Here is a 20910-nt window from a genome sequence, read left to right on the forward strand (position 1 = left end):
GCTGCGAAACTTCGCCCGGAAAAGCACGAAGAAGTGAATTAGCCTTTCAACTTTTCGGCAAGCGTATGGCCGAGGCGGGCGGGCGACGGGGACACTGTAATCCCTGCCGATTTCATCGCCTCGGTCTTGGAACCGGCGTCGCCCTTGCCGCCGGAGATGATCGCGCCGGCATGGCCCATGCGGCGGCCGGGAGGGGCGGTGACGCCGGCGATGAAGCCGACCATCGGCTTCTTGCGGCCGCGCTTGGCCTCGTCCTTGAGGAACTGGGCGGCGTCCTCCTCGGCGGAACCGCCGATCTCGCCGATCATGATGATCGACTCGGTCTTGGGGTCGGCGAGCAGCATCTCCAGCACGTCGATGAACTCGGTGCCCTTGACCGGGTCGCCGCCGATGCCGACCGCGGTGGTCTGGCCGAGACCCTCCTGGGAGGTCTGGAACACGGCTTCATAGGTCAGCGTGCCCGAGCGGGAGACGATGCCGACCGAACCGGTCTTGAAGATGTTGGCGGGCATGATGCCGATCTTGCACTCGCCGGCGGTCATGACGCCCGGGCAGTTCGGCCCAATCAGGCGCGACTTGGAGCCGATCAGCGAGCGCTTCACGCGCACCATGTCGATGACCGGAATGCCCTCGGTGATGCAGACGATCAGCGGGATCTCGGCGTCGATGGCTTCGCAGATCGCATCGGCCGCGCCCGGCGGCGGCACGTAGATCACCGACGCATCGGCGCCGGTCTTCTCACGCGCGTCGCGCACGGTGTCGAACACCGGCAGGCCCAGATGCGTCGAGCCGCCCTTGCCCGGCGAGGTGCCGCCGACCATCTTGGTGCCGTAGGCGATCGCGGCCTCGGAATGGAAGGTGCCGTTCTTGCCGGTGAAGCCCTGGCAGATGACCTTGGTGTTCTTGTCGATCAGGATGGACATGAGGTCTGCTTTCGCGAAACTAACAGAGTGAGAGGGTCAGTGGATGCGGCGGTAGACGCCGGTGAGGACGTCAGCCCAGCCTTCCGCGTCCGGCGAGAACTGGATCTTCAACGAGTAGGAATCCTCATTGATGATTTCGTAGACATGGCGCGCATTGCCGCGGAGCGAGCCGCGCACCAGCGTCAGGGTCTTGCCGACCCACCCGCCTGAGGCGGGCGAGGGCGGCGTGTAACCGAGCGAGTCGTACCAGAACAATTTGTAGGTCCGGTCGTCGCGGTCGAAGGTGAAGATGCCGTGGGTGGCAAAGCTCTGCTTGCCGTCGCGCATCTGCACCGCGTCCTGGATCAGATAAAATCCATTCAGGTCCATGCGCGCGACGACGTGAGAGGTGGCCGGCCCGCCCGCCGTCCAGCGCGACGGGAAGACCATCTCCTCACCATCCCATTCGCCGGCGAACACGGCGAGGCGCGTGTGCTCGGTGAGCGGAGATGATGCGGCGAGATGGTCCTGGGTCATGGCCTCAGCCTCCCTTGACGGCCTTCACGATCTTCTGCGCGGCGTCGTCGAGATTGTCGGCCGGCACCACGTTCAGTCCGGATTCAAGGATGATCTTCTTGCCGAGTTCGACATTGGTGCCTTCGAGGCGGACCACCAGCGGCACGCTGAGGCCGACTTCACGAACCGCAGCCGTGACGCCCTCGGCGATCACGTCGCACTTCATGATGCCGCCGAAAATGTTGACCAGGATGCCCTTCACGTTGGGATCGGCGGTGATGATCTTGAACGCGGCCGCGACCTTCTCCTTGCTGGCGCTGCCGCCGACGTCGAGGAAGTTCGCCGGCGCCATGCCGTAGAGCTTGATGATGTCCATCGTCGCCATGGCGAGACCGGCGCCGTTGACCATGCAGCCGATGTTGCCGTCGAGCGTGACGTAGTTGAGGTCGTACTTGGACGCCTCGATTTCCTTGGCGTCTTCCTCGGTCTCGTCGCGCAGCGCGAGCACCTCGGGGTGACGGAACAGCGCGTTGTCGTCGAACGACACCTTGGCGTCGAGCACGCGGAGCTGGCCCTGCTTGGTCACGACCAGCGGGTTGATCTCCAGCATCGACATGTCCTTGGCGACGAAGGCCGCATAGAGCTGCGCGGTGAGCTTCTCGGCCTGCTTGGCGAGATCACCGGAGAGCTTCAGCGCGTTCGCGACCGTGCGGCCGTGATGGCCCATGATTCCGGTGGCGGGATCGACCGAGAAGGTCACGATCTTCTCGGGGGTGTTGTGCGCGACGTCCTCGATGTTGACGCCGCCTTCGGTCGAGACGACGAAGGAGACGCGCGAGGTTTCGCGGTCGACCAGGATCGACAGGTAGAATTCCTTGTCGATGTCGGAGCCGTCCTCGATGTAGAGGCGGTTGACCTGCTTGCCAGCAGGACCGGTCTGCACGGTCACCAGCGTCGCGCCCAGCATCTGCTTGGCGAATTCGGAGACTTCCGCGGCCGACTTGGCGATGCGGACACCGCCCTTGTCGCCGGCACTGGCTTCCTTGAACTTGCCCTTGCCGCGGCCACCGGCATGGATCTGGCTCTTCACCACATAGACCGGACCCGGCAGCGCCTTGGCAGCGGCTTCCGCATCAGTGGCTTTGAGGACCGGCACGCCCTTGGAGATCGGCACGCCGAACTCACCCAGCAGCGCTTTGGCCTGATATTCATGGATATTCATATGGTCGCTCCCTGAACCCGCGGGCGGTGACCTCTTGGGCCCACCTCAGTCTTGTGGCTGGCATACCATATACCACAGGAACTGCAACCCGGATTCTTTGACTACGAGATCTCTGGACTGTCGAACCGAAACCCTCCCCGGCAGCCGGGTCCCGGAAGTGAAACCGCCGAAGACCGGTGTTCGATCTTCGGCGGGGTATTCTCTGCGCCTTAGCGGCCCAGAAGATCGGGCGCGATCTTCTTGCAGGCGTCGACCAGGCCCTGCACGGCACCGACCGACTTGTCGAAGGCTTCGCGGTCCTTGCCGGCGAGCTCGATCTCGACGACGCGCTCGACGCCCTTGGAGCCGATCACGACGGGCACGCCGACATACATGTCCTTCACGCCGTATTCGCCGTTCAGGTAGGCGGCGCTGGGCAGCACGCGCTTCTTGTCACGCAGATAGCTCTCGGCCATCGCGATCGCCGACGCCGCCGGGGCGTAGAAGGCCGAGCCGGTCTTGAGCAAATTGACGATCTCGGCGCCGCCGTTGCGGGTGCGATCGACGATCTCGTCGAGGCGCGCCTGCGAGGTCCAGCCCATCTTGACGAGGTCGGGCAGCGGGATGCCGGCGACGGTGGAGTACTTCACCAGCGGCACCATGGTGTCGCCATGGCCGCCGAGCACGAAGGCGGTGACGTCTTCAACGGAGACGTTGAACTCGTCGGCCAGGAAGTAGCGGAAGCGGGCCGAGTCGAGCACACCGGCCATGCCGACGACCTTCTTGTGCGGCAGGCCGCTAGCCTTCTGCAGCGCCCAGACCATCGCGTCGAGCGGGTTGGTGATGCAGATGACGAAGGCGTCGGGGGCGTACTTCTTGATGCCGGCACCGACCTGCTCCATGACCTTGAGATTGATGGAGAGGAGGTCGTCGCGGCTCATGCCGGGCTTGCGCGGCACGCCGGCGGTGACGATGCAGACCTTGGCGTTGTCGAGCGCTTCGTAGGAGTTGGCGCCGGTATAATGCGCGTCAAACCCGTCGACCGGCGAAGATTGTGCGATGTCGAGCGCCTTGCCCTGCGGCACGCCCTCGGCGATGTCGAACATCACGACGTCGCCCAGTTCTTTCAGGCCGATGAGGTGAGCCAGCGTTCCGCCGATCTGACCGGAGCCAATCAAAGCAATCTTGTCGCGCGCCATGTGAACCTGTCCTTTAGACACGTGAGGAGGGAAAACTGATGGGTGGTTATCCCTTTCGCTTCCCGCGTTCAAGTCGGCGGATGCCCATTTGTCGGGCTTGCCGAGAGAGCAGCCAGCATACCGGTCCGTCATTCCGGGATGCGCCGACAGGTACAGGCCCGGAATCCATCGGGCGGCAGAGTTCGTGGCGCGATGGATTCCGGGCTCGCGACTTTCGTCGCGCCCCGGAATGACAGCGCTGGCAAATAGGACTTAAGTCTCCACCAGGCCCTTGGTGGAGCCGCTGGCGGTGGAATCCTTGCGGCCGTGAGGCAGCGCCAGATAGGATTCCGAGCTCATCTCGATCAGGCGCGACGCCGTTCGCTTGAACTCCATGGCCTCGGTGCCCTCGCTGGCGAGGTACAGTGAGATCGGGTTGGCGTCCGCCGAGGCCATCAGCTTCACGGCATTGTCATAGAGCGTATCGATCAGCGTGATGAAGCGCTTGGCGGCGTTGCGCCGGGAGAAGTCCATCACTGGAATATGGTCGACCAGGATGGTGTGATAGTCGTGCGCCAGCCTGAGGTAGTCGGATGCACCTAACGGCTTCTCGCAGAGATCGGCGAACGAGAACCGCGCCACGCCGTGGGCCGAGCACGGCACGTGCAGGATGCGGCCCTTGATCGAAATGTCGCGCGACCTGCATTTAGCGCCGCCCGACATTCGCAACCAGGCGCGGTCGAGCGCGGCATCCGCATCGCCGTCGGCCGGCGTCAGCCACATCGGCACGCCCTGCAGCTTCTCCAGGCGGAAGTCGGTGCGCGCATCGAGCCGCGCGACGTCCATGTGATCGGTGATCTGCTTGATGAAGGGCAGGAACAGCGAGCGGTTGAGGCCGCCCTTGTAGAGATCGTCGGGCGCGACGTTCGAGGTCGCGACCACGACGGTGCCGAGCTCGAACAATTTCGCGAACAGGCGTCCCAGGATCATCGCGTCGGCGATGTCGGTGACATGGAATTCGTCGAAGCAGAGCAGCCAGCTCTCCTCGAAGATCGCATTCGCGGTCAGCGCGATCACGTCGCCGTCGGAGATCTCGCCGCGTGCGATGCTCTGGCGATAGTCGTAGATGCGCTCATGCACATCCGCCATGAATTCGTGGAAATGCGCGCGGCGCTTGTGCTCGACCGAGGAGTTCTGAAAGAACAGATCCATCAGCATGGTCTTGCCGCGGCCGACCTCGCCATGGATGTAGAGCCCGCGCGGGGCATCGTCCTTGTCATTGCTGCTGAACAGGCGGCTGAGCAGGCCCTGCTTGCGCGCGGGCTTGTAACTTGCGAGCCGCTGGTCGAGCGCCGCATAGGCCTCGGCGACCTCGGCCTGCGCAGCATCCGGCTCGATCGCGCCGGCCGCGATCTCGGCCTGGTATGCCTCGCGGAATGGGGAACTGGGAGTGGAGAGCATGGTCCCTTACCGCCAGAGACGGAGGGAAATTGCAAGCCGTGAATTGAGGTCGGAGGTATGCGCGTTTCTTCTCCCTCGCCCCGTTCTTACGGGGGCGGGACGAACTTCGTTCGCCCTGAGAGGGTTGGGGTGAGGGGTCTATCCGCGTATGAGATCCATCGAGAGACCTGTACCCCCTCACCCGAATTCGATCTGCGATCGAATTCGACCTCTCCCCGCAAGCGGGGAGAGGTGAAGACCTACGCACACAGCTCGTAGGCGTCCTCGACGATGTAAGGCCCGCCGCCGGTGGAGGCGCGCGAGGAGAACAGCACGAAGCGTTCGGCCATGAACGCCTTGCTCGGGAAGTAGCCGCGCAGCGACAGGTAGTCGGCGACGTCGCGGTCGGAGGCGTCGTGCAGCCGCGCCAGCGTCACATGCGGGATGAACTTGCGGCCCTCCGGATCGAGGCCAATCCGCTGCATCATGCGTTCGAGCTCGGCCTGCAATTCCATCAGCGGCTTGCTCGGCGCGATCGTTGCGACCACCGCGCGCGGCTTGCGGCCGCCGAAGCTGGTGAGCCCCTGCACCTTGACCTCGAACGGCTTGCGGTCGACGCGAAACAGCATCGAGGCGATCTCGTTGGCGGAGACGCCGTCGATGTCGCCGATGAAGCGCAGGGTGACGTGATAATTTTCGGGATCGATCCATCGGGCGCCGGGAAGGCCGCCCCGCAAGTTGGAAAGCGACTGGCCGATGTCGGCCGGAATTTCCAGACCAGTGAACAAACGCGGCATCGTTTCGCACTCCCGATGCTTCGGTACAGCCCTCGAGGCGAGAACCATATCCAAATTAGAGCCGGCGACGAATCACCGGTACCCTGATTCCTATCGCAGTTGTGTGACTCTGCGAAGCATCGTGCGGGCCACCCCGTGAAAACCCTGGGAATTAGGGTTAGCGCTGCCTGCTTTTCAACGCCGTTGCTCGGTTATCGTGCCGAGGAATGCCTCCACCGTGGGCATGATGTTGCCGACGATGATGTCGACGCCCGCCGCGGTCGGATGGATGCCGTCGGCCTGGTTGAGCTTGGCGTCGGCCGCAACGCCCTCGAGGAAGAACGGATAGAGCAGCACGCCCGATTGTTTCGCCAGATCCGGATAAATCGAATTGAAGCGCGCCGCGTATTCGGCGCCGTAATTCGGCGGCGCCAGCATACCGCAGAGCATGACTGAAATCTTGCGCGCCTTGAGCCGCTGCACGATGTCGGTCAGCGCCGCGCGCGTCAGGGCAGGGTCGATGCCGCGCAGCGCGTCGTTGGCGCCGAGCTCGACGATGACGCCATCGGTTCCGTCAGGCACGGACCAGTCGAGCCGGTCGCGGCCGCCGGAGGTGGTATCGCCGGACACGCCGGCATTGGTCATGTCGACCGCTATGCCTTTGGCATGCAAGGCTTTTTGAAGCTTCTGGGGGAACGCCTCCTGGGCCGGGAGACCGAGGCCGGCGCTCAAGGAATCGCCGAGGACCACAAGCTTGACCGTCTTTGTCGCGTCCGCCCAAGCCGGGTTCGCAATTGTCATGAAGGCGAGCATCAACACGGCTATGTGCATGAACAATCCGTAACGCCTCTCGACCGCGCTATCGGAGTTGCCATATGACCGGACCATGGACACTCGCATTTATCCCTCTTCGCTCGCCACGACCGCGATGGACACCATCGCCATCTCCAACGTCAATCTCTCATTGGGCACGGGCGCGGCACGCGTTCACATCCTCAAGGACATCAGCCTGCGCGTCGCCTCGGGCGAGACGATCGGCCTGATCGGCCCGTCAGGCTCGGGCAAATCCACGCTGCTGATGGTGATGGCGGGGCTGGAGCGTCCTGATAGCGGAGAGGTGGTGGTATCAGGCACGGCTTTCAATGCCCTCGACGAGGACGCGTTGGCGCGCTTCCGCGGCCGCCAGGTCGGCATCGTCTTCCAGTCCTTCCATCTGATCCCGACCATGACGGCGCTGGAGAACGTCGCCGTGCCGCTCGAGCTTGCCGGCAATCCCGACGCCGCCAAGCGCGCGGCAGAGGAGCTGCAATCGGTCGGCCTCGGCGACCGCCTGCATCACTACCCGACGCAGCTCTCCGGCGGCGAGCAGCAACGCGTTGCGCTGGCCCGTGCGCTGGCGCCCGATCCCGCCATCCTCGTCGCGGACGAGCCGACCGGCAATCTCGACGAAGCCACCGGAAAGCAGATCGTCGACCTGCTCTTCACCAAGCATGCCGAGCGCGGCATGACGCTGGTGCTGGTCACGCACGATTCCTCGCTGGCGCATCGCTGCGATCGTGTCATCCGCTTGCGCTCGGGCCGCATCGATACCCAGACTGCGCCGGCATGAGCGCCGTGGCCGAACCGTTCGCGAAGCCCAACGCCGTCGCGCTGTCGCTGCGCTATGCGCTGCGCGAACTGCGCGGCGGCCTGCGCGGCTTCTATGTCTTCATCGCCTGCATCGCGCTCGGCGTGATGGCGATCGCCGGTGTCGGCTCAGTCTCGGCCAGTCTTTCCGACGGACTCGCCCGCGAGGGCCGCACACTGCTCGGCGGCGACGTCTCCTTCGTGCTGTTCCAGCGCGAGGCCAAGCCGGAGGAGGTCGCGTTCCTGCGTTCGCGCGGCACCGTCTCGACCGCTGCGACCCTGCGCGGCATGGCGCGCTCGACCGAGGGCAAGCTCGCGCTGGTCGAGATGAAGGCGGTCGACGACACCTATCCGATGCTGGGACAGCTGACGCTGGCACCGCCACTGCCGATGACCGATCTGCTCGCCGAGCGTGACGGCGCGTTCGGCGCCGCCGCCGATCCGACGCTGCTGGCACGACTGTCACTGAAGACCGGCGACCGCGTCACCATCGGATCTGCGACCTTCCAGATCCGCTCGACCGTCGAGGCCGAGCCCGACAAGCTCGCCGGCGGCATCGGCTTCGGCCCGCGCTTCCTGATCAGCGAGGAGGCCTTGCGCGCCACCGGCCTGATCCAACCCGGCAGCCTGGTGCGCTGGGTCTACCGGGTGAAGCTGCCCGACACCGCCAACAACGAGCGCGCCACCGAGGCCTTCATCGCGGATGCGCGGAGCGCCGCGCCGCAGGCCGGCTGGGAGATCCGCAGCCGGTCCAATGCCTCGCCGCAGCTGGAGCGCAACATCAGCCGCTTCACGCAGTTCCTGACGCTGGTCGGCCTCGCCGCGCTGCTGGTCGGCGGCGTCGGCGTCGCCAACGCCGTCAAGAGCCATATCGACCGCAAGCTCGAGGTGATCGCAGCCTTCAAGGCCGTCGGCGCTACCGGACGCGACGTGTTCGGGATTTATCTGGCGCAAGTGATCCTGCTGGCCGCGATCGGGTCCGTGATTGGCCTAGCGCTCGGCGCCGCGATGCCGTTCGCCATCGTCGGGCTGTTCGGCAAGCTGCTGCCGCTGCCGGTGGTGCCGGCCGTGCATGCCGACGAGCTCGCGCTGTCCTTCGTCTACGGCCTGCTGACCGCGCTCGCCTTCGGCCTGTGGCCGCTCGGGCGCGTGCATGACGTGCCGGTGGCGGCGCTATTCCGCGACACCATCAGCTCCGAATGGCACCGGCCGCGCCTGAGCTATCTCGTCCTCATGGGCGTCGTGATCGCCCTGCTCGTCGCGGTCGTGATCGGTCTCTCGTTCGACAAGCGCATCGCCGCGGTGTTCGTGGCCTCCTCCGTCGTCGTGTTCGCCCTGCTCCGCGGCATCGCCGCCCTGTTGATGACCATCGCGCGGCGGCTGCCGCGGACGCGGCTGCCGATGCTGCGGCTTGCGATCGCCAACATCCACCGGCCGGGCGCGCTGACGCCGTCGGTGGTGCTGTCGCTGGGCCTCGGGCTCGCCGTGCTCGTCACCATCACCCAGATCGACGGCAATCTGCGCCGGCAGTTCCTCGCGGCCCTGCCCGACCGCGCACCGTCGTTCTTCTTCATCGACATCCCGAGCACGCAGGCCGAGCAGTTCGACTTCTATCTGCGGCAGATCGCACCGGGCGCGAAAGTCGAGGACGTGCCGATGCTGCGCGGCCGTATCGTCGCCGCACGCGGGGTGCGCGCCGAGGAGCTCAAGCCCAGCACGGATTCCGAATGGGTGCTGCAGAGCGACCGCGGCCTGACCTATACGGCCGAGCTGCCGAAGGGCTCGAAGGTGGTCGAGGGCGAGTGGTGGAGCGCGGACTATTCCGGCCCGCCGCTGGTCTCGATGGAGAAGAAGATCGCCGACGGGCTCGGCCTCAAGCTCGGCGACGAGGTGGTGGTCAACGTGCTCGGCCGCGACATCCCGGCGAAGATCAGCAATCTGCGCAACATCGACTGGCAGGGGATGGGCATCAACTTCGTCCTGGTGTTCTCGCCCAACGCCTTCAAGGGCGCACCCCACACCCATATCGCGACCCTGACGGAAGCGGGCGGCGATGCCGCGGGTGACGGCAGGATCATCAAGCAGGTGGCCGACGCCTACCCCATGGTGACGAGCGTGCGCGTGCGCGAGGTGATGGAGACGGTCGGCTCGGTCGTGACCAATCTGGCACTGGCGATCCGCGGCGCCAGCGCCGTGACCCTGATTTCGGCGATCCTGGTGCTGGGCGGGGCGCTCGCCGCCGGCCACCGTCACCGGGTCTACGATGCGGTGATCCTGAAGACCCTGGGCGCGACGCGGCTGCGGCTGCTCGGCGCCTATGCGCTCGAATACCTCCTGATCGGGCTTGCCACTGCCGTGTTCGGCGTGATCGCCGGCAGCATCGCGGCCTGGATGATCGTGACGCGGCTGATGACGCTCAGCTTCGTCTGGCAGGCCGGCAGCGCGGCCGGCGTGGTGGTGGCCGCCCTGATCGTCACGGTCGGGCTCGGGCTCGCCGGCACGCTGCTGGCGTTGAACAAAAAGCCCGCCACGGTGTTGCGGAATTTGTGACAAATGGTAGCGGCCGGCCGCGCGGGAGCGAAATCGCACGATTCCTGCGATTAACCACGTCCGCCCGTCTGGATTGTGGGTGAGGGCGACATTCAGCCGCGCGTGGACGGTTGCAGCGAATGTGTTAGTTTCCCACATATCGAATGGGTTCGGAGCCCCGATTGTTAGCCAAAATTTAGTCGGCAGGCAGCGGTATCCGAGATAGAATTTGACGAACCGGCGGCATGGCGACCCTCATGCCGGACCGGCCAACCAACGGGAATTCGACCATGTCGGACCTAGACCGTAACTACGCTTCTCCTTTCGGCAGGGCCGCCGGGCGTGTTGACGCCGCGACGGTCGATGCCGGCCTGCGCGCATACATGCTGCGCATCTACAACTACATGAGCATTGGCCTCGCCATCACGGGCTTGGCCGCGCTCGGCGTCTACATGGCCGCCGTGACCGACGTTCCGACGGCGGACGCCGTCCGCGTCGGCAAGCTGTTCCTGACGCCGTTCGGCTACGCGATGTTCGTCAGCCCCCTGAAGTGGCTGTTCATGCTCGCGCCGCTCGCGATGGTGTTCGTGATCTCGGCGGGCATCAACCGCCTCGCCCCCTCGACCGCCCAGATCCTGTTCTGGGTGTTCTCGGCGCTGATGGGCATCTCGCTGTCGTCGATCTTCCTGGTGTTCACCCACACCTCGATCGTGCGGGTGTTCTTCATCACCGCAGCGACCTTCGGCGCGCTGAGCCTCTACGGCTACACCACCAAGCGTGACATGACCGGCATGGGCTCGTTCCTGTTCATGGGCCTGATCGGCATCATCATCGCAAGCCTGGTGAACCTGTTCCTGGCGAGCTCGATGCTGCAGTTCATCGTGTCGGTGGTCGGCGTGCTGGTGTTCGCAGGTCTCACCGCCTGGGATACGCAGCGGCTGAAGAACGACTACATCTACGGCTACGCTTCGGCCGGCGGTGACATCGCAGAGCGTGCGGCCATCACCGGCGCGCTGTCGCTGTACCTGAACTTCATCAACCTGTTCACGCTGCTCCTGCAGCTCCTCGGCCAGCGCGACTAGGCGATAGACCCGAGAGAACCGGACACGAACCCCGGCCTCTCGGCCGGGGTTTTTGTTTGGGGGTGGGTGTTGCAACACCCACCGCTTGTCATCGCCCGGCTTGACCGGGCGATCCAGTACGCCGGAGACGTCAGTGATTTATCGAGAAGCCGCGGCGTACTGGATGCCCCGCCGGAGCCTGTCATCGGGCTCGCCGGAGGCGAGACCCGGTGGCGGGGCATGACAGCGGAGGAAAATGGAGGCGACCCTCCTCGCAATGACGGAGGATGTGGGATGCGCCCAGGCCCCTTCCAGCGCTCGCGGGAACGCTCTAGTCTCGCCCTCATGTCCGCACCTGAAATCAGGCCCGCAACCGAGGCCGACCTTCCCGCCATCACCGCCATCTACCAGCAGGCCGTCCGCGAGGGCACGGCGACGTTCGAGCTGGACCCGCCCGACCTTGCCGAGATGAAGCGCCGCTACCGCGCGCTGGTCGACGGCGGCTATCCCTATTTCGTCGCCATCCTCGACGGGCGCGTGGCCGGATACGCCTATGCCGGCGCCTACCGGCCGCGGCCGGCCTACCGCTTCACGGTGGAGAACTCGATCTATCTCGATCCGTCCTTCCACCGCCGCGGTGTCGGCTCAAAGCTGCTGGCGCGGCTGATCACCGAGTGCGAGGCGCGCGGCTTCCGCCAGATGATCGCTGTGATCGGCGATTCCGCCAATGCCGGCTCGATCGGCGTGCACACCAGAGGCGGCTTCAAGATGATCGGCACGCATCCCAGTGTCGGGCTGAAATTCGGCCGCTGGCTCGATACGGTGATGATGCAGCGCGACCTCGGCGAGGGCGCGCGGAGCGTGCCGGCGAAGTAGGGCTCACTCGTCATTCCGGGGCGCGCGCAGCGCGAGCCCGGAATCCATTGAACGGCACAGACGGTGGACGAATGGATTCCGGGCTCGCGACTTCGTCGCGCCCCGGAATGACGACCGAAGGTCGTCACACCGCCGCCAGCTTGCGATCGATCACCAGCAGCACGCGCTCGAGCTCATGGCCGCGGCGCAGGATCAAACCCGTCGCCGAGATCACGCTGTACATGCCCTGCTTGCGTGCGAGGCGCGGATCCTTCTCGATGCGATAGATCGGCACTTCCGAGGCGCGGCGATAGACCGAGAACACCGCACGCTCCTTCAGGAAGTCGATGGCGTAGTCGCGCCATTCGCCGTCGGCAACCATGCGGCCATAAAGATTGAGAATACGGTGCAGCTCGAGCCGGCTGAAGGTCACCCGGTTCGACTGCGCGTTCGCAGCGGCGGGGCGCGCCGCCGCGCGCTGCCCGCTCGGATCGGCATCCTCCGGCATCAGGCTCATGGGAAGCGCCTCCTCGTCGCACAACATGACCGCGTCCGCGAAAACGTCCCCGGAACCGCGGATCATGACAATTGCATGATTGCGCCAACCGCTGTCCTTCGCAAGGGCCCTCGATGGAACCCGGGGGAAGAAGCCCAGAGCCCCCAGGGACTCAACCGATGGAATCCGGTGCGAATCGGAATACACGCAGGGGTGGAACTCTGTCGCGACGAACCGTCACGGGATCGTGCTCAAGAATCTTAGTCTCGCCGCTTTTCCGCCCAGCGCCTGCCGCCCTGCACTGCGAAAAGAGTTATGTGCGTTGACCCGGTCCTTTCGGTTCCGGATTCCTCAGCCCCCAGCCCCCCGGGGTCGAACAGGATCGGGTCTGTACGCGCGACAAGGAGGGCCAACGCGAGTTGGTCCTTTTTTGTTTGTGTCGGGATGTTTCCGAATTCGCTGTCATTCCGGGGCGCGCGAAGCGCGAGCCCGGAATCCATTTCTCAGTTCGGATAGTGGATCGATGGATTCCGGGTTCGCGCCAAGAGGCGCGCCCCGGAATGACGAAGACGATTTTGCGGAGACGATCTAAGCGCGCTCAGTGCAGTGACGTGTACGCCGCGCCCAGCATCGGGCCCGGCTTCTCGCGGCTGCCGTCCTGGACGTAGACCACCGCGCCGTCGACGCCGTCGCGCGTGAGGTTCTCGATCGGCACGGTCCAGCTTTCCGGACGGCCGGTCCAGTCACCGACCTTGAGCAAATTGCGCACCACGTTGTGATAGGTGATCTGCTGCCCGCGATTTTCGCCCTTGGCGATCGCGATCGGCACCGACTTGGCGATCGAACAGATCCAGACCTCGCCATGCGAGACCGCCGGCTCGTTGCTCGCGGCGACCGACACGTTGATCTGCTTGCCCGAGAGCGACATCGTCACCGGCACGCTCATCACGCCGGTGCCCTTGTCGGACTTGCCGATCGCGCTTTCGATGCCGGCGCGATCGCTGCCGATGACATGCGTGGAGCCGTTGACGACAACCTGTGGCGTGTAGACCTCGCGGTCACCGCGCATGCGTGAGTAGGCACGCTGCCGTGCCGAGAAACGCGAATCCGCCAGCGTATCCTTCCAGCCGAGGTAGTCCCAATAATCGATCGGCATGCTCAGCGCGATGATCGAGGGATCGCTGGAGAGATCGCCGATGACCTTGTCGGCGGGCGGGCAGGACGAGCAGCCCTGTGAGGTAAACAATTCGACAACGGCGCGAGGATCGGCATGGGCGGGACGGATGACGGCGACGATCGCACAGATGCCGAGGGCTCCCGACCAGAGGGCACCGGACCAACGTGAAATCAGATGAGAAGCCGTCATTGTTGTCATGTCGAACGCCGCACACCAAAGCTCGTGGAAGAGGGAATCTTATCGATTGATGGTCACCGTAGTCTTACGGGGCGCAGCACGCTCAACCATCCAGGAAACCGTGCCAAGCCGATTTTCCGCCGGATGGGCCCACCCAAAGCATGCCGCAAACGCGCGAAGGCGGCCTTTTGATAGGCCGCCTTCGTTTAACCTTCTACTCACGTCGCGGTGAGCCACCGTTCACAAATTCGCGCTTAGGCCGCGAGCTTGCGCAGCACGTAGTGCAGAATGCCGCCGTTACGGTAGTAGTCGAGCTCGTCCAGCGTATCGATGCGGCAGAGCAGCGAAACGCGCTGCAACGAACCGTCGCCGGAGACGATCTCCGCGGTCAGCTTCTGGCGCGGCTTGAGGTCGCCGACGAGGCCGCGCAGCGTGACCTTCTCGTCGCCCTTCAGGCCGAGCGAGGACCAGGAGGTGCCTTCCTCGAAGGTCAGCGGCAGCACGCCCATACCGACCAGGTTGGAGCGATGGATGCGCTCGAAGCTCTGGCAGATCACGGCGCGCACGCCGAGCAGACGCGTGCCCTTCGCGGCCCAGTCGCGCGAGGAGCCGTTGCCGTATTCGGCGCCGGCGAACACCACCAGCGGCACCTGCTCCTGCTGGTACTTCATCGCGGCGTCGTAGATCGACATCTGCTCGCCGTCGGGCCAGTGCTTGGTAAGACCGCCCTCGGGGATGTTTCCATCCGCGCCCTTGAGCATGAAGTTCTTGATGCGGATGTTGGCGAAGGTGCCGCGCATCATCACTTCGTGGTTGCCGCGACGCGTGCCGTACTGGTTGAAGTCGGCGGGGCGCACCTGATGCTCGCTGAGATATTTTCCGGCGGGCGAGGTGAGCTTGATCGAACCGGCCGGCGAGATGTGGTCGGTGGTGATCTTGTCGCCGAACATGGCGAGGATGCGCGCCTCGACGATGTCGGTGACCGGCTCCGGTTCCTTCTTCATGCCTTCGAAGTAGGGCGGGTTCTGCACATAGGTCGAAGACATGTTCCAGCGATAGGTCTCGCTTTCGGTGGTCTTGATCTTGCGCCAGTTGGTGTCGCCCTTGAACACGTCGGCATACTTCTTCTTGAAGATCGACGCGGTCACGAACTTCTTCATGAAGGCGTTGATCTCCTTGGTGGTCGGCCAGATGTCCTTGAGGTACACCGGCTTGCCGTCCTTGCCCTCGCCGAGCGGCTCGACGGCGAGGTTCTTCGTCACGCTGCCCGCGAGCGCGTGGGCGACGACGAGCGGCGGCGACGCCAGATAGTTCGCCTGCACGTCCGGCGAGACGCGGCCTTCGAAGTTGCGGTTACCGGAGAGCACGGCGGCGGCGACGATGCCGTTGTCGTTGATCGACTTCGAGATCTCCTCCGGCAGCGGACCGGAATTGCCGATGCAGGTGGTGCAGCCGAAGCCGACCAGGTTGAAGCCGACCTTGTCGAGATCTTTCTGCAGACCGGAATCGGCGAGATAGCCCGCGACCACCTGGCTGCCCGGGGCGAGCGAGGTCTTCACCCACGGTTTTGCCTTCAGGCCCTTCGCAGCGGCATTGCGCGCCAGCAGGCCGGCACCGATCAGCACGCTCGGGTTCGAGGTGTTGGTGCAGGAGGTGATCGCCGCGATCACGACGTCGCCATGGCCGATCTCGAAATTCTTGCCTTCGACGGCGAAGCGCTTGGTCGGCTCCTCGGCCTTCTTGTACTCGCTGCTGAGCGCAACCGAGAAACCTTCGGCGACCGACGGCAGCGCGATGCGACCCTCGGGACGCTTCGGGCCGGCCATCGAGGGCACGACGTCGGCGAGGTCGAGCGTCAGCGTTTCCGTGAACACCGGATCGGCCGACTTGGCGGTGCGGAACAGGCCCTGCGCCTTGGCATAGGCCTGCACCAGCGCGACGCGCGGCGCGGCGCGGCCGGAGGTCTTGAGGTAGTCGATCGCGGCGGCGTCGACCGGGAAGAAGCCGCAGGTCGCGCCGTATTCCGGCGCCATGTTGGCGATGGTCGCCTTGTCGGCGACGGACAGGTTGTCGAGGCCGGGGCCGAAGAACTCGACGAACTTGCCGACGACGCCGAGCTTGCGCAGCATCTGCGTTACGGTCAGAACGAGGTCGGTCGCGGTGACGCCTTCCTTCATTGCGCCCTTCAGCTTGAAGCCGACGACGTTGGGCAGCAGCATCGACAGCGGCTGGCCAAGCATGCAGGCTTCCGCCTCGATGCCGCCGACGCCCCAGCCGAGCACGGCGAGACCGTTGACCATGGTGGTGTGCGAGTCGGTGCCGACCAGCGAGTCAGGGTATGCGACCTCGAAGGTGCCGGTCTTCTTGCCGACCGTCATCTTCTCCTTCTTGGTCCAGACCGTCTGGGAGAGATATTCGAGATTGACCTGGTGGCAGATGCCGGTGCCGGGCGGCACGACGGAGAAGTTCGAGAACGCCTTCTGGCCCCACTTCAGGAACTCGTAGCGCTCCTGGTTCTGCTTGTATTCTTCAGTGACGTTCTTGCCGAAGGCCTTGTTGTCGCCGAAGAAGTTCACGATCACGGAATGGTCGATGACGAGGTCGACCGGCACCAGCGGATTGATCTTCTCGGCGTCGCCGCCGAGCTTCTGCATCGCGTTGCGCATCGCGGCGAGGTCGACCACCGCCGGCACGCCGGTGAAGTCCTGCATCAGCACGCGGGCCGGGCGGAAGGCGATCTCATGCTCCAGCGACTTCTTGCGCAGCCACTTCGACACCGCGACGATGTCTTCCTTCTTGACCGAGCGGCCGTCCTCGTTGCGCAGGAGGTTCTCAAGCAGGACCTTCATTGAATAGGGAAGCTTGGAGATTCCCTTCAGACCATTCTTCTCGGCCGTGGGCAGGCTGTAATAGACATAGGTCTTGGCGCCGACCTTGAGGGTCTTTTTGCATTTGAAGCTGTCGAGCGAGGTCATGTAGGAAATCCCAATTGTTAGTTATACCCGGCAGGGTATTTTAACACCGTCAGCGTAGCAGGCTGGGTCGCTTGCAGGGGCAGGTTGAGTTGCTGCATCAAGTAGTTCCGGGCTTATAGAAGCTTTCTAACCGCGCCGCCACAGCCACAATCGTGCCGCAGCAATTGCCGAGCCAAAAATTCCCATGCGCTACCCCAAGATTTCCTGAGGCCTGGCTTTGAGCGGATTGGACCAAGGCAAGATGCAGCTGTCCGGACGCGGGGTCGCCTGCGTGCGCGGCGGCCGCGAGGTGTTTTCCGGGCTCGATTTCGCGGCCGTCTCCGGCGAGGCGGTGGCGGTGATGGGTCGCAACGGGTCGGGCAAGACCTCGCTGCTGCGGCTGATCGCAGGCCTGCTCATTCCGGCCGGCGGGACAATCGCGCTCGATGGCGGCGATGCCGAGCTGACATTGCCGGAGCAATGCCACTATCTCGGCCATCGCGACGCCCTGAAGCCGGCGCTGAGTGTGGCGGAAAACCTGGCATTCTGGGCCGATTTTCTCGGCGGCGAGCGGGGCAACGCGGCCGCGAGCCTCGAGGCCGTCGGCCTCGACCACGCCGCCCATCTGCCCGCCGCCTTCCTGTCCGCCGGCCAGCGCCGCCGGCTCTCGCTGGCCCGGCTGCTCACTATCAGGCGCCGGATCTGGCTCCTGGACGAGCCGACCACGGCGCTGGACGTAGCCGGCCAGGACATGTTCGGCGGCCTGATGCGCGAGCACCTCGCCCGCGGCGGCATGATCATCGCGGCGACCCACGCGCCATTGGGGATCGATTCGCGGGAGCTCAGAATCGGGGGTGTGGCGTGATCCGGCCCGACCCTCAGCTTTCCAAGCGGCTGGCCACCGGCCTCTCCGTTCCCTCCCCCCTTGCGGGGGGAGGGAACGCACCGCCGTTGGGGCACAATGGGAGCACCCCATGACCGCCCTGTCCGCCCTCATCCGCCGGGACATCCGGATCGCGCTCCGCGTCGGCGGCGGGGCGCTGATCGGGGTGCTGTTCTTCCTGACCGTGGTGGTGCTGATGCCGTTCGCGGTCGGGCCGGACCTGGCGCTGCTGTCGCGGCTGGGACCGGCGATCCTGTGGCTCGGCGCGCTGCTGGCGAGCCTGCTCACCCTGGACCGGCTGTTCATGGCCGACCATGAGGACGGCTCGCTCGACCTGATCACGATGAGCCGGACGCCCCTGGAACTCGCCTGCGCAGCCAAGGCGCTGGCGCATTGGCTGGCCGCCGGCCTGCCGCTGATTGTCGCAACCCCCGTGCTCGGCCTGTTGCTGAACCTCGACATGGTCGCAACCGGCGCGGTGGCGTTGACGCTGCTGGCGGGCACGCCGGCCCTGACCTTCACCGGCATGATCGGCGCGGGACTGGCGGTGACGCTGCATCGCGGCGGGCTGCTGATGGCCGTACTGGTGCTGCCGCTGTCGATCCCGGTGTTGATCTTCGGGGTTGCGGCTTCGCAGGCCGCGATCGTCGGTCCCATGACGTTCGGGGCGCCGTTCTCGATCCTGTGCGCGCTGTCGCTGGTCAGCCTCGTGGTCGGGCCCTTCGCGGCCGCGGCGAGCCTGCGGCATGGACTGGATTGAGTTGGACTGGACTGACCTTGACCCCGATCAACTTTCGCATCCTGCTTTTATGCTGATTGCGTGAGCAGCCCCCGGTGATTATCAGGATACCATGTCGCTGATCGACCTCGCCAACCCCACGCGGTTCCTCGCGCTGACAGCGCGGGTGTTGCCGTGGCTCGCGGCCGCGACCGTCATCCTGCTCACCATCGGCCTCTATCAATCCGCTCTTGCGCCCGACGACTACCAGCAGGGCGCGACCGTCAAGATCATGTTCATCCACGTGCCCAATGCCTGGCTATCGATGTTCGTGTGGGGCGTGATGAGCATCGCCTCGCTGGGCACGCTGGTGTGGCGGCATCCGCTCGCCGACGTCGCCGCAAAGGCGGCAGCTCCCATCGGCGCCAGCTTCACCTTTCTCGCACTGCTCACGGGCTCGCTGTGGGGCCGGCCGATGTGGGGCACCTATTGGGAATGGGACGCGCGGCTGACTTCGGTGCTGATCCTGTTCCTGATGTATCTCGGGCTGATGGCGCTGTGGCGCGCGGTCGACGATCCCTCGCGCGCGGCGCGCGCCGCGGCGGTGCTGACGCTGGTCGGCGCGATCAACCTGCCGATCATCAAGTTCTCGGTCGACTGGTGGAACACGCTGCACCAGCCGGCCTCGGTGATGCGCATGGGCGGCTCGTCACTCGACAAGTCGTTCCTGATTCCGCTGCTGCTGATGGCGATCGCCTTCACGCTGCTGTTCGTGACGCTGCATCTGGCGGCGATGCGCAACGAGATCCTGCGCCGGCGCGTCCGCTCGCTGCAGATGATGCAGGCGAGCCGTGTCGCGTTCTCGAGCGCCGGCTCGCGTGAAGGAAGCGCGTCGAACGAAGTTGGGGCGGCGTGATGATGTCGCTCGGTCCCTACGCATCCTTCATCGTGACGTCCTACGCGGCTGCGGCACTCGTGGTCGTGATCCTGATCGGCTGGATCGTGCTCGACTATCGCAACCAGACCCGGCGCCTGCGCGAGCTCGACCGTAGCGGCGTCACCCGCCGCTCGGGCCGCAGCGCGATGGACGCGCCATGAGCCATCAGTCGAGCTCCGTCCCGCCGCAGCGCCGCACCTTCCTGATGGTGCTGCCGCTGATCGCTTTCATCGGCCTCGCCGTGCTGTTCTGGTTCCGGCTCGGCAGCGGTGATATCTCGCGGATTCCCTCCGCGCTGATCGGACGACCGGTGCCGCAGACCGTGCTGCCGCCGCTGGAGGGATTGCAGGACAACGGCGCACAGGTGCCGGGCCTCGATCCCGCCGCGTTCAAGGGCAAGGTCAGCCTCGTCAACGTCTGGGCGTCCTGGTGCGTGCCGTGTCATGACGAAGCACCGCTTCTGACCGAACTAGCAAAAGACAAGCGCTTCCAACTCGTCGGCATCAACTACAAGGACGCAGCCGACAATGCGCGCCGCTTCCTCGGGCGCTACGGCAACCCGTTCAGCCGGGTCGGCGTCGACGCCAACGGCCGCGCCTCGATCGAATGGGGCGTCTACGGCGTGCCGGAGACTTTTGTCGTCGGGCGCGAAGGCACCATCGTCTACAAGCTGGTCGGCCCGATCACGCCGGACAATCTGCAGAAGGTGCTGTTGCCGCAGATGGAGAAGGCGCTGAAGTAGCCGCCTTCGTCATTGCGAGGAGCCCTTGCGACGAAGCAATCCAGAATTTCCCCGCGGAAAGATTCTGGATTGCTTCGCTTCGCTCGCAATGACGAGCGGAGAGACCGACTACCCCTTCCGCACATCCCCCGCTTCGGCCTCGCTGGTCTCCAGCGACACCGGCTCAAGGTGATAGCGCTTGGTCAGCGGCATCTGGGCGATGGCGAAGATCATCGTGATCGGGGTAACGCCGAACACCTTGAAGTTCACCCAGAAATCCGTGCTCTGGGTGCGCCAGACGATCTCGTTCAGCACCGCCATGCCGGCGAAGAACAGCGCCCAGCGCAGCGTGAGGATACGCCAGCCCTGCGGCGTCAAATTGAACATCTGGTCGAACATCACGGCGATGAAGGAGCGGCCGAACAACAGGCCGCCGCCGAGGATCGCGGCGAACAGGCCGTAGATGATGGTCGGCTTGACCTTGATGAAGGTCTCATCGTGCAGCACCAGCGTCAGCGTGCCGAACACCAGCACGATCACGCCTGTGACGATCGCCATGATCGGGATGTGGCGCGTCACCACGTAAGAGGCGGCCATCGCCGCGACGATCGCGACCATGAAGGCGCCGGTCGCGGCGAACAGGTTGAACTTCGCATTGACGAAGAAGAACACGAGCAGCGGACCGAGCTCGGTCGCAAGCTTGAACAGCGGATGCGGCTGGGTCTTGTCCATTCTCTGACCTTTGTTGCTGTCATCACCCGCG

20 protein-coding genes are annotated in these 20910 nt (G+C 65.0%); 9 read left to right on the plus strand and 11 right to left on the minus strand.

The features are described from left to right. Positions 1-38: 38 nt before the first annotated feature. From sucD to GGD63_RS35900, 7 genes are all read right to left on the minus strand, one after another. Positions 39-923, minus strand: coding sequence for a succinate--CoA ligase subunit alpha (gene sucD, locus GGD63_RS35870; RefSeq protein WP_183249402.1), 885 nt, complete (start codon positions 921-923; stop codon positions 39-41). Between the two features lie 36 nt (positions 924-959). Then, entirely contained in the window at positions 960-1439 is a 480-nt protein-coding gene (locus GGD63_RS35875) for a DUF1579 family protein (RefSeq protein ID WP_183249404.1), read from the minus strand. 4 nt (positions 1440-1443) lie between these two features. After that, entirely contained in the window at positions 1444-2640 is a 1197-nt protein-coding gene (gene sucC / locus GGD63_RS35880) for an ADP-forming succinate--CoA ligase subunit beta (RefSeq protein WP_183249406.1), read from the minus strand. Between the two features lie 209 nt (positions 2641-2849). After that, positions 2850-3818 carry a malate dehydrogenase gene (mdh, locus tag GGD63_RS35885; RefSeq protein ID WP_008145224.1) on the minus strand — a complete coding sequence of 323 codons (969 nt, stop codon included), beginning with the start codon at positions 3816-3818 and terminating at the stop codon, positions 2850-2852. Between the two features lie 252 nt (positions 3819-4070). Beyond that, complete coding sequence (gene zapE / locus GGD63_RS35890; RefSeq protein ID WP_183249408.1) at positions 4071-5258, minus strand: cell division protein ZapE; 1188 nt, start codon at positions 5256-5258, stop codon at positions 4071-4073. A 239-nt stretch (positions 5259-5497) separates the two neighbouring features. Further along, positions 5498-6034: an RNA 2',3'-cyclic phosphodiesterase gene (gene thpR / locus GGD63_RS35895; protein ID WP_183249410.1), complete on the minus strand. Its 537-nt coding sequence runs from the start codon at positions 6032-6034 to the stop codon at positions 5498-5500. A gap of 174 nt (positions 6035-6208) precedes the next feature. Beyond that, complete coding sequence (locus GGD63_RS35900; RefSeq protein WP_183249411.1) at positions 6209-6844, minus strand: arylesterase; 636 nt, start codon at positions 6842-6844, stop codon at positions 6209-6211. Between the two features lie 55 nt (positions 6845-6899). On the opposite strand from GGD63_RS35900, the gene GGD63_RS35905 reads away from it, so the two are divergent. The 4 genes from GGD63_RS35905 to GGD63_RS35920 all read left to right on the plus strand — a co-directional run bounded on the left by GGD63_RS35905 (position 6900) and on the right by GGD63_RS35920 (position 12105). After that, the gene (locus GGD63_RS35905) at positions 6900-7622 is read left to right on the plus strand and encodes an ABC transporter ATP-binding protein (RefSeq protein ID WP_183249413.1); all 723 of its coding nucleotides are present in this window, start codon (positions 6900-6902) and stop codon (positions 7620-7622) included. Next, positions 7619-10189: an ABC transporter permease gene (locus tag GGD63_RS35910; RefSeq protein ID WP_183249414.1), complete on the plus strand. Its 2571-nt coding sequence runs from the start codon at positions 7619-7621 to the stop codon at positions 10187-10189. Before GGD63_RS35905 ends, GGD63_RS35910 begins: the two co-directional genes overlap by 4 nt. A 269-nt stretch (positions 10190-10458) precedes the next feature. Next, positions 10459-11250: a Bax inhibitor-1/YccA family protein gene (locus GGD63_RS35915; protein ID WP_183249416.1), complete on the plus strand. Its 792-nt coding sequence runs from the start codon at positions 10459-10461 to the stop codon at positions 11248-11250. A 324-nt stretch (positions 11251-11574) separates the two neighbouring features. Then, on the plus strand, positions 11575-12105 hold the full coding sequence (locus tag GGD63_RS35920) for a GNAT family N-acetyltransferase (protein ID WP_246785799.1): 531 nt from the start codon (positions 11575-11577) through the stop codon (positions 12103-12105). A gap of 124 nt (positions 12106-12229) precedes the next feature. Here the strand turns inward: GGD63_RS35920 and GGD63_RS35925 are convergent, their stop codons facing one another. The 3 genes from GGD63_RS35925 to acnA form a co-directional block, all read right to left on the minus strand. After that, the gene (locus GGD63_RS35925) at positions 12230-12601 is read right to left on the minus strand and encodes a DUF2794 domain-containing protein (protein WP_183249420.1); all 372 of its coding nucleotides are present in this window, start codon (positions 12599-12601) and stop codon (positions 12230-12232) included. 577 nt (positions 12602-13178) lie between these two features. Continuing rightward, entirely contained in the window at positions 13179-13955 is a 777-nt protein-coding gene (locus tag GGD63_RS35930) for a thioredoxin family protein (protein ID WP_183249422.1), read from the minus strand. 233 nt (positions 13956-14188) lie between these two features. Continuing rightward, positions 14189-16909, minus strand: coding sequence for an aconitate hydratase AcnA (acnA, locus tag GGD63_RS35935; protein ID WP_183249424.1), 2721 nt, complete (start codon positions 16907-16909; stop codon positions 14189-14191). A gap of 241 nt (positions 16910-17150) precedes the next feature. Between acnA and ccmA the strand changes: the two genes are divergently transcribed. From ccmA to GGD63_RS35960, 5 genes are all read left to right on the plus strand, one after another. Further along, the gene (ccmA, locus tag GGD63_RS35940; RefSeq protein WP_183249426.1) at positions 17151-17753 is read left to right on the plus strand and encodes a heme ABC exporter ATP-binding protein CcmA; all 603 of its coding nucleotides are present in this window, start codon (positions 17151-17153) and stop codon (positions 17751-17753) included. A 109-nt stretch (positions 17754-17862) separates the two neighbouring features. Beyond that, positions 17863-18531: a heme exporter protein CcmB gene (gene ccmB / locus GGD63_RS35945; protein WP_130362890.1), complete on the plus strand. Its 669-nt coding sequence runs from the start codon at positions 17863-17865 to the stop codon at positions 18529-18531. A gap of 91 nt (positions 18532-18622) precedes the next feature. Then, positions 18623-19405: a heme ABC transporter permease gene (locus GGD63_RS35950; protein WP_183249429.1), complete on the plus strand. Its 783-nt coding sequence runs from the start codon at positions 18623-18625 to the stop codon at positions 19403-19405. Then, positions 19402-19587 carry a heme exporter protein CcmD gene (gene ccmD, locus GGD63_RS35955; protein ID WP_183249431.1) on the plus strand — a complete coding sequence of 62 codons (186 nt, stop codon included), beginning with the start codon at positions 19402-19404 and terminating at the stop codon, positions 19585-19587. The genes GGD63_RS35950 and ccmD overlap by 4 nt, the downstream gene beginning before the upstream one ends. Further along, positions 19584-20168 carry a DsbE family thiol:disulfide interchange protein gene (locus GGD63_RS35960; RefSeq protein WP_183249433.1) on the plus strand — a complete coding sequence of 195 codons (585 nt, stop codon included), beginning with the start codon at positions 19584-19586 and terminating at the stop codon, positions 20166-20168. The genes ccmD and GGD63_RS35960 overlap by 4 nt, the downstream gene beginning before the upstream one ends. A 108-nt stretch (positions 20169-20276) precedes the next feature. On the opposite strand, the gene GGD63_RS35965 is transcribed toward GGD63_RS35960, so the two are convergent. After that, a complete protein-coding gene (locus tag GGD63_RS35965; RefSeq protein WP_183249435.1) occupies positions 20277-20879 on the minus strand; it encodes a septation protein A in 603 nt (200 codons plus the stop codon). Positions 20880-20910: the final 31 nt, after the last annotated feature.

The organism is Bradyrhizobium sp. cir1 (genome assembly GCF_014198245.1).
Classification (GTDB): domain Bacteria; phylum Pseudomonadota; class Alphaproteobacteria; order Rhizobiales; family Xanthobacteraceae; genus Bradyrhizobium.

Bases quoted from the DNA above. Each gene is read 5' to 3' on its own strand.
- sucD (WP_183249402.1), bottom strand. From the start codon at position 923: ATGTCCATCCTGATCGACAAGAACACCAAGGTCATCTGCCAGGGCTTC.
- GGD63_RS35875 (WP_183249404.1), bottom strand. From the start codon at position 1,439: ATGACCCAGGACCATCTCGCCGCATCATCTCCGCTCACCGAGCACACG.
- sucC (WP_183249406.1), bottom strand. From the start codon at position 2,640: ATGAATATCCATGAATATCAGGCCAAAGCGCTGCTGGGTGAGTTCGGC.
- mdh (WP_008145224.1), bottom strand. From the start codon at position 3,818: ATGGCGCGCGACAAGATTGCTTTGATTGGCTCCGGTCAGATCGGCGGA.
- zapE (WP_183249408.1), bottom strand. From the start codon at position 5,258: ATGCTCTCCACTCCCAGTTCCCCATTCCGCGAGGCATACCAGGCCGAG.
- thpR (WP_183249410.1), bottom strand. From the start codon at position 6,034: ATGCCGCGTTTGTTCACTGGTCTGGAAATTCCGGCCGACATCGGCCAG.
- GGD63_RS35900 (WP_183249411.1), bottom strand. From the start codon at position 6,844: ATGCACATAGCCGTGTTGATGCTCGCCTTCATGACAATTGCGAACCCG.
- GGD63_RS35905 (WP_183249413.1), top strand. From the start codon at position 6,900: ATGGACACTCGCATTTATCCCTCTTCGCTCGCCACGACCGCGATGGAC.
- GGD63_RS35910 (WP_183249414.1), top strand. From the start codon at position 7,619: ATGAGCGCCGTGGCCGAACCGTTCGCGAAGCCCAACGCCGTCGCGCTG.
- GGD63_RS35915 (WP_183249416.1), top strand. From the start codon at position 10,459: ATGTCGGACCTAGACCGTAACTACGCTTCTCCTTTCGGCAGGGCCGCC.
- GGD63_RS35920 (WP_246785799.1), top strand. From the start codon at position 11,575: ATGTCCGCACCTGAAATCAGGCCCGCAACCGAGGCCGACCTTCCCGCC.
- GGD63_RS35925 (WP_183249420.1), bottom strand. From the start codon at position 12,601: ATGAGCCTGATGCCGGAGGATGCCGATCCGAGCGGGCAGCGCGCGGCG.
- GGD63_RS35930 (WP_183249422.1), bottom strand. From the start codon at position 13,955: ATGACAACAATGACGGCTTCTCATCTGATTTCACGTTGGTCCGGTGCC.
- acnA (WP_183249424.1), bottom strand. From the start codon at position 16,909: ATGACCTCGCTCGACAGCTTCAAATGCAAAAAGACCCTCAAGGTCGGC.
- ccmA (WP_183249426.1), top strand. From the start codon at position 17,151: ATGCAGCTGTCCGGACGCGGGGTCGCCTGCGTGCGCGGCGGCCGCGAG.
- ccmB (WP_130362890.1), top strand. From the start codon at position 17,863: ATGACCGCCCTGTCCGCCCTCATCCGCCGGGACATCCGGATCGCGCTC.
- GGD63_RS35950 (WP_183249429.1), top strand. From the start codon at position 18,623: ATGTCGCTGATCGACCTCGCCAACCCCACGCGGTTCCTCGCGCTGACA.
- GGD63_RS35960 (WP_183249433.1), top strand. From the start codon at position 19,584: ATGAGCCATCAGTCGAGCTCCGTCCCGCCGCAGCGCCGCACCTTCCTG.
- GGD63_RS35965 (WP_183249435.1), bottom strand. From the start codon at position 20,879: ATGGACAAGACCCAGCCGCATCCGCTGTTCAAGCTTGCGACCGAGCTC.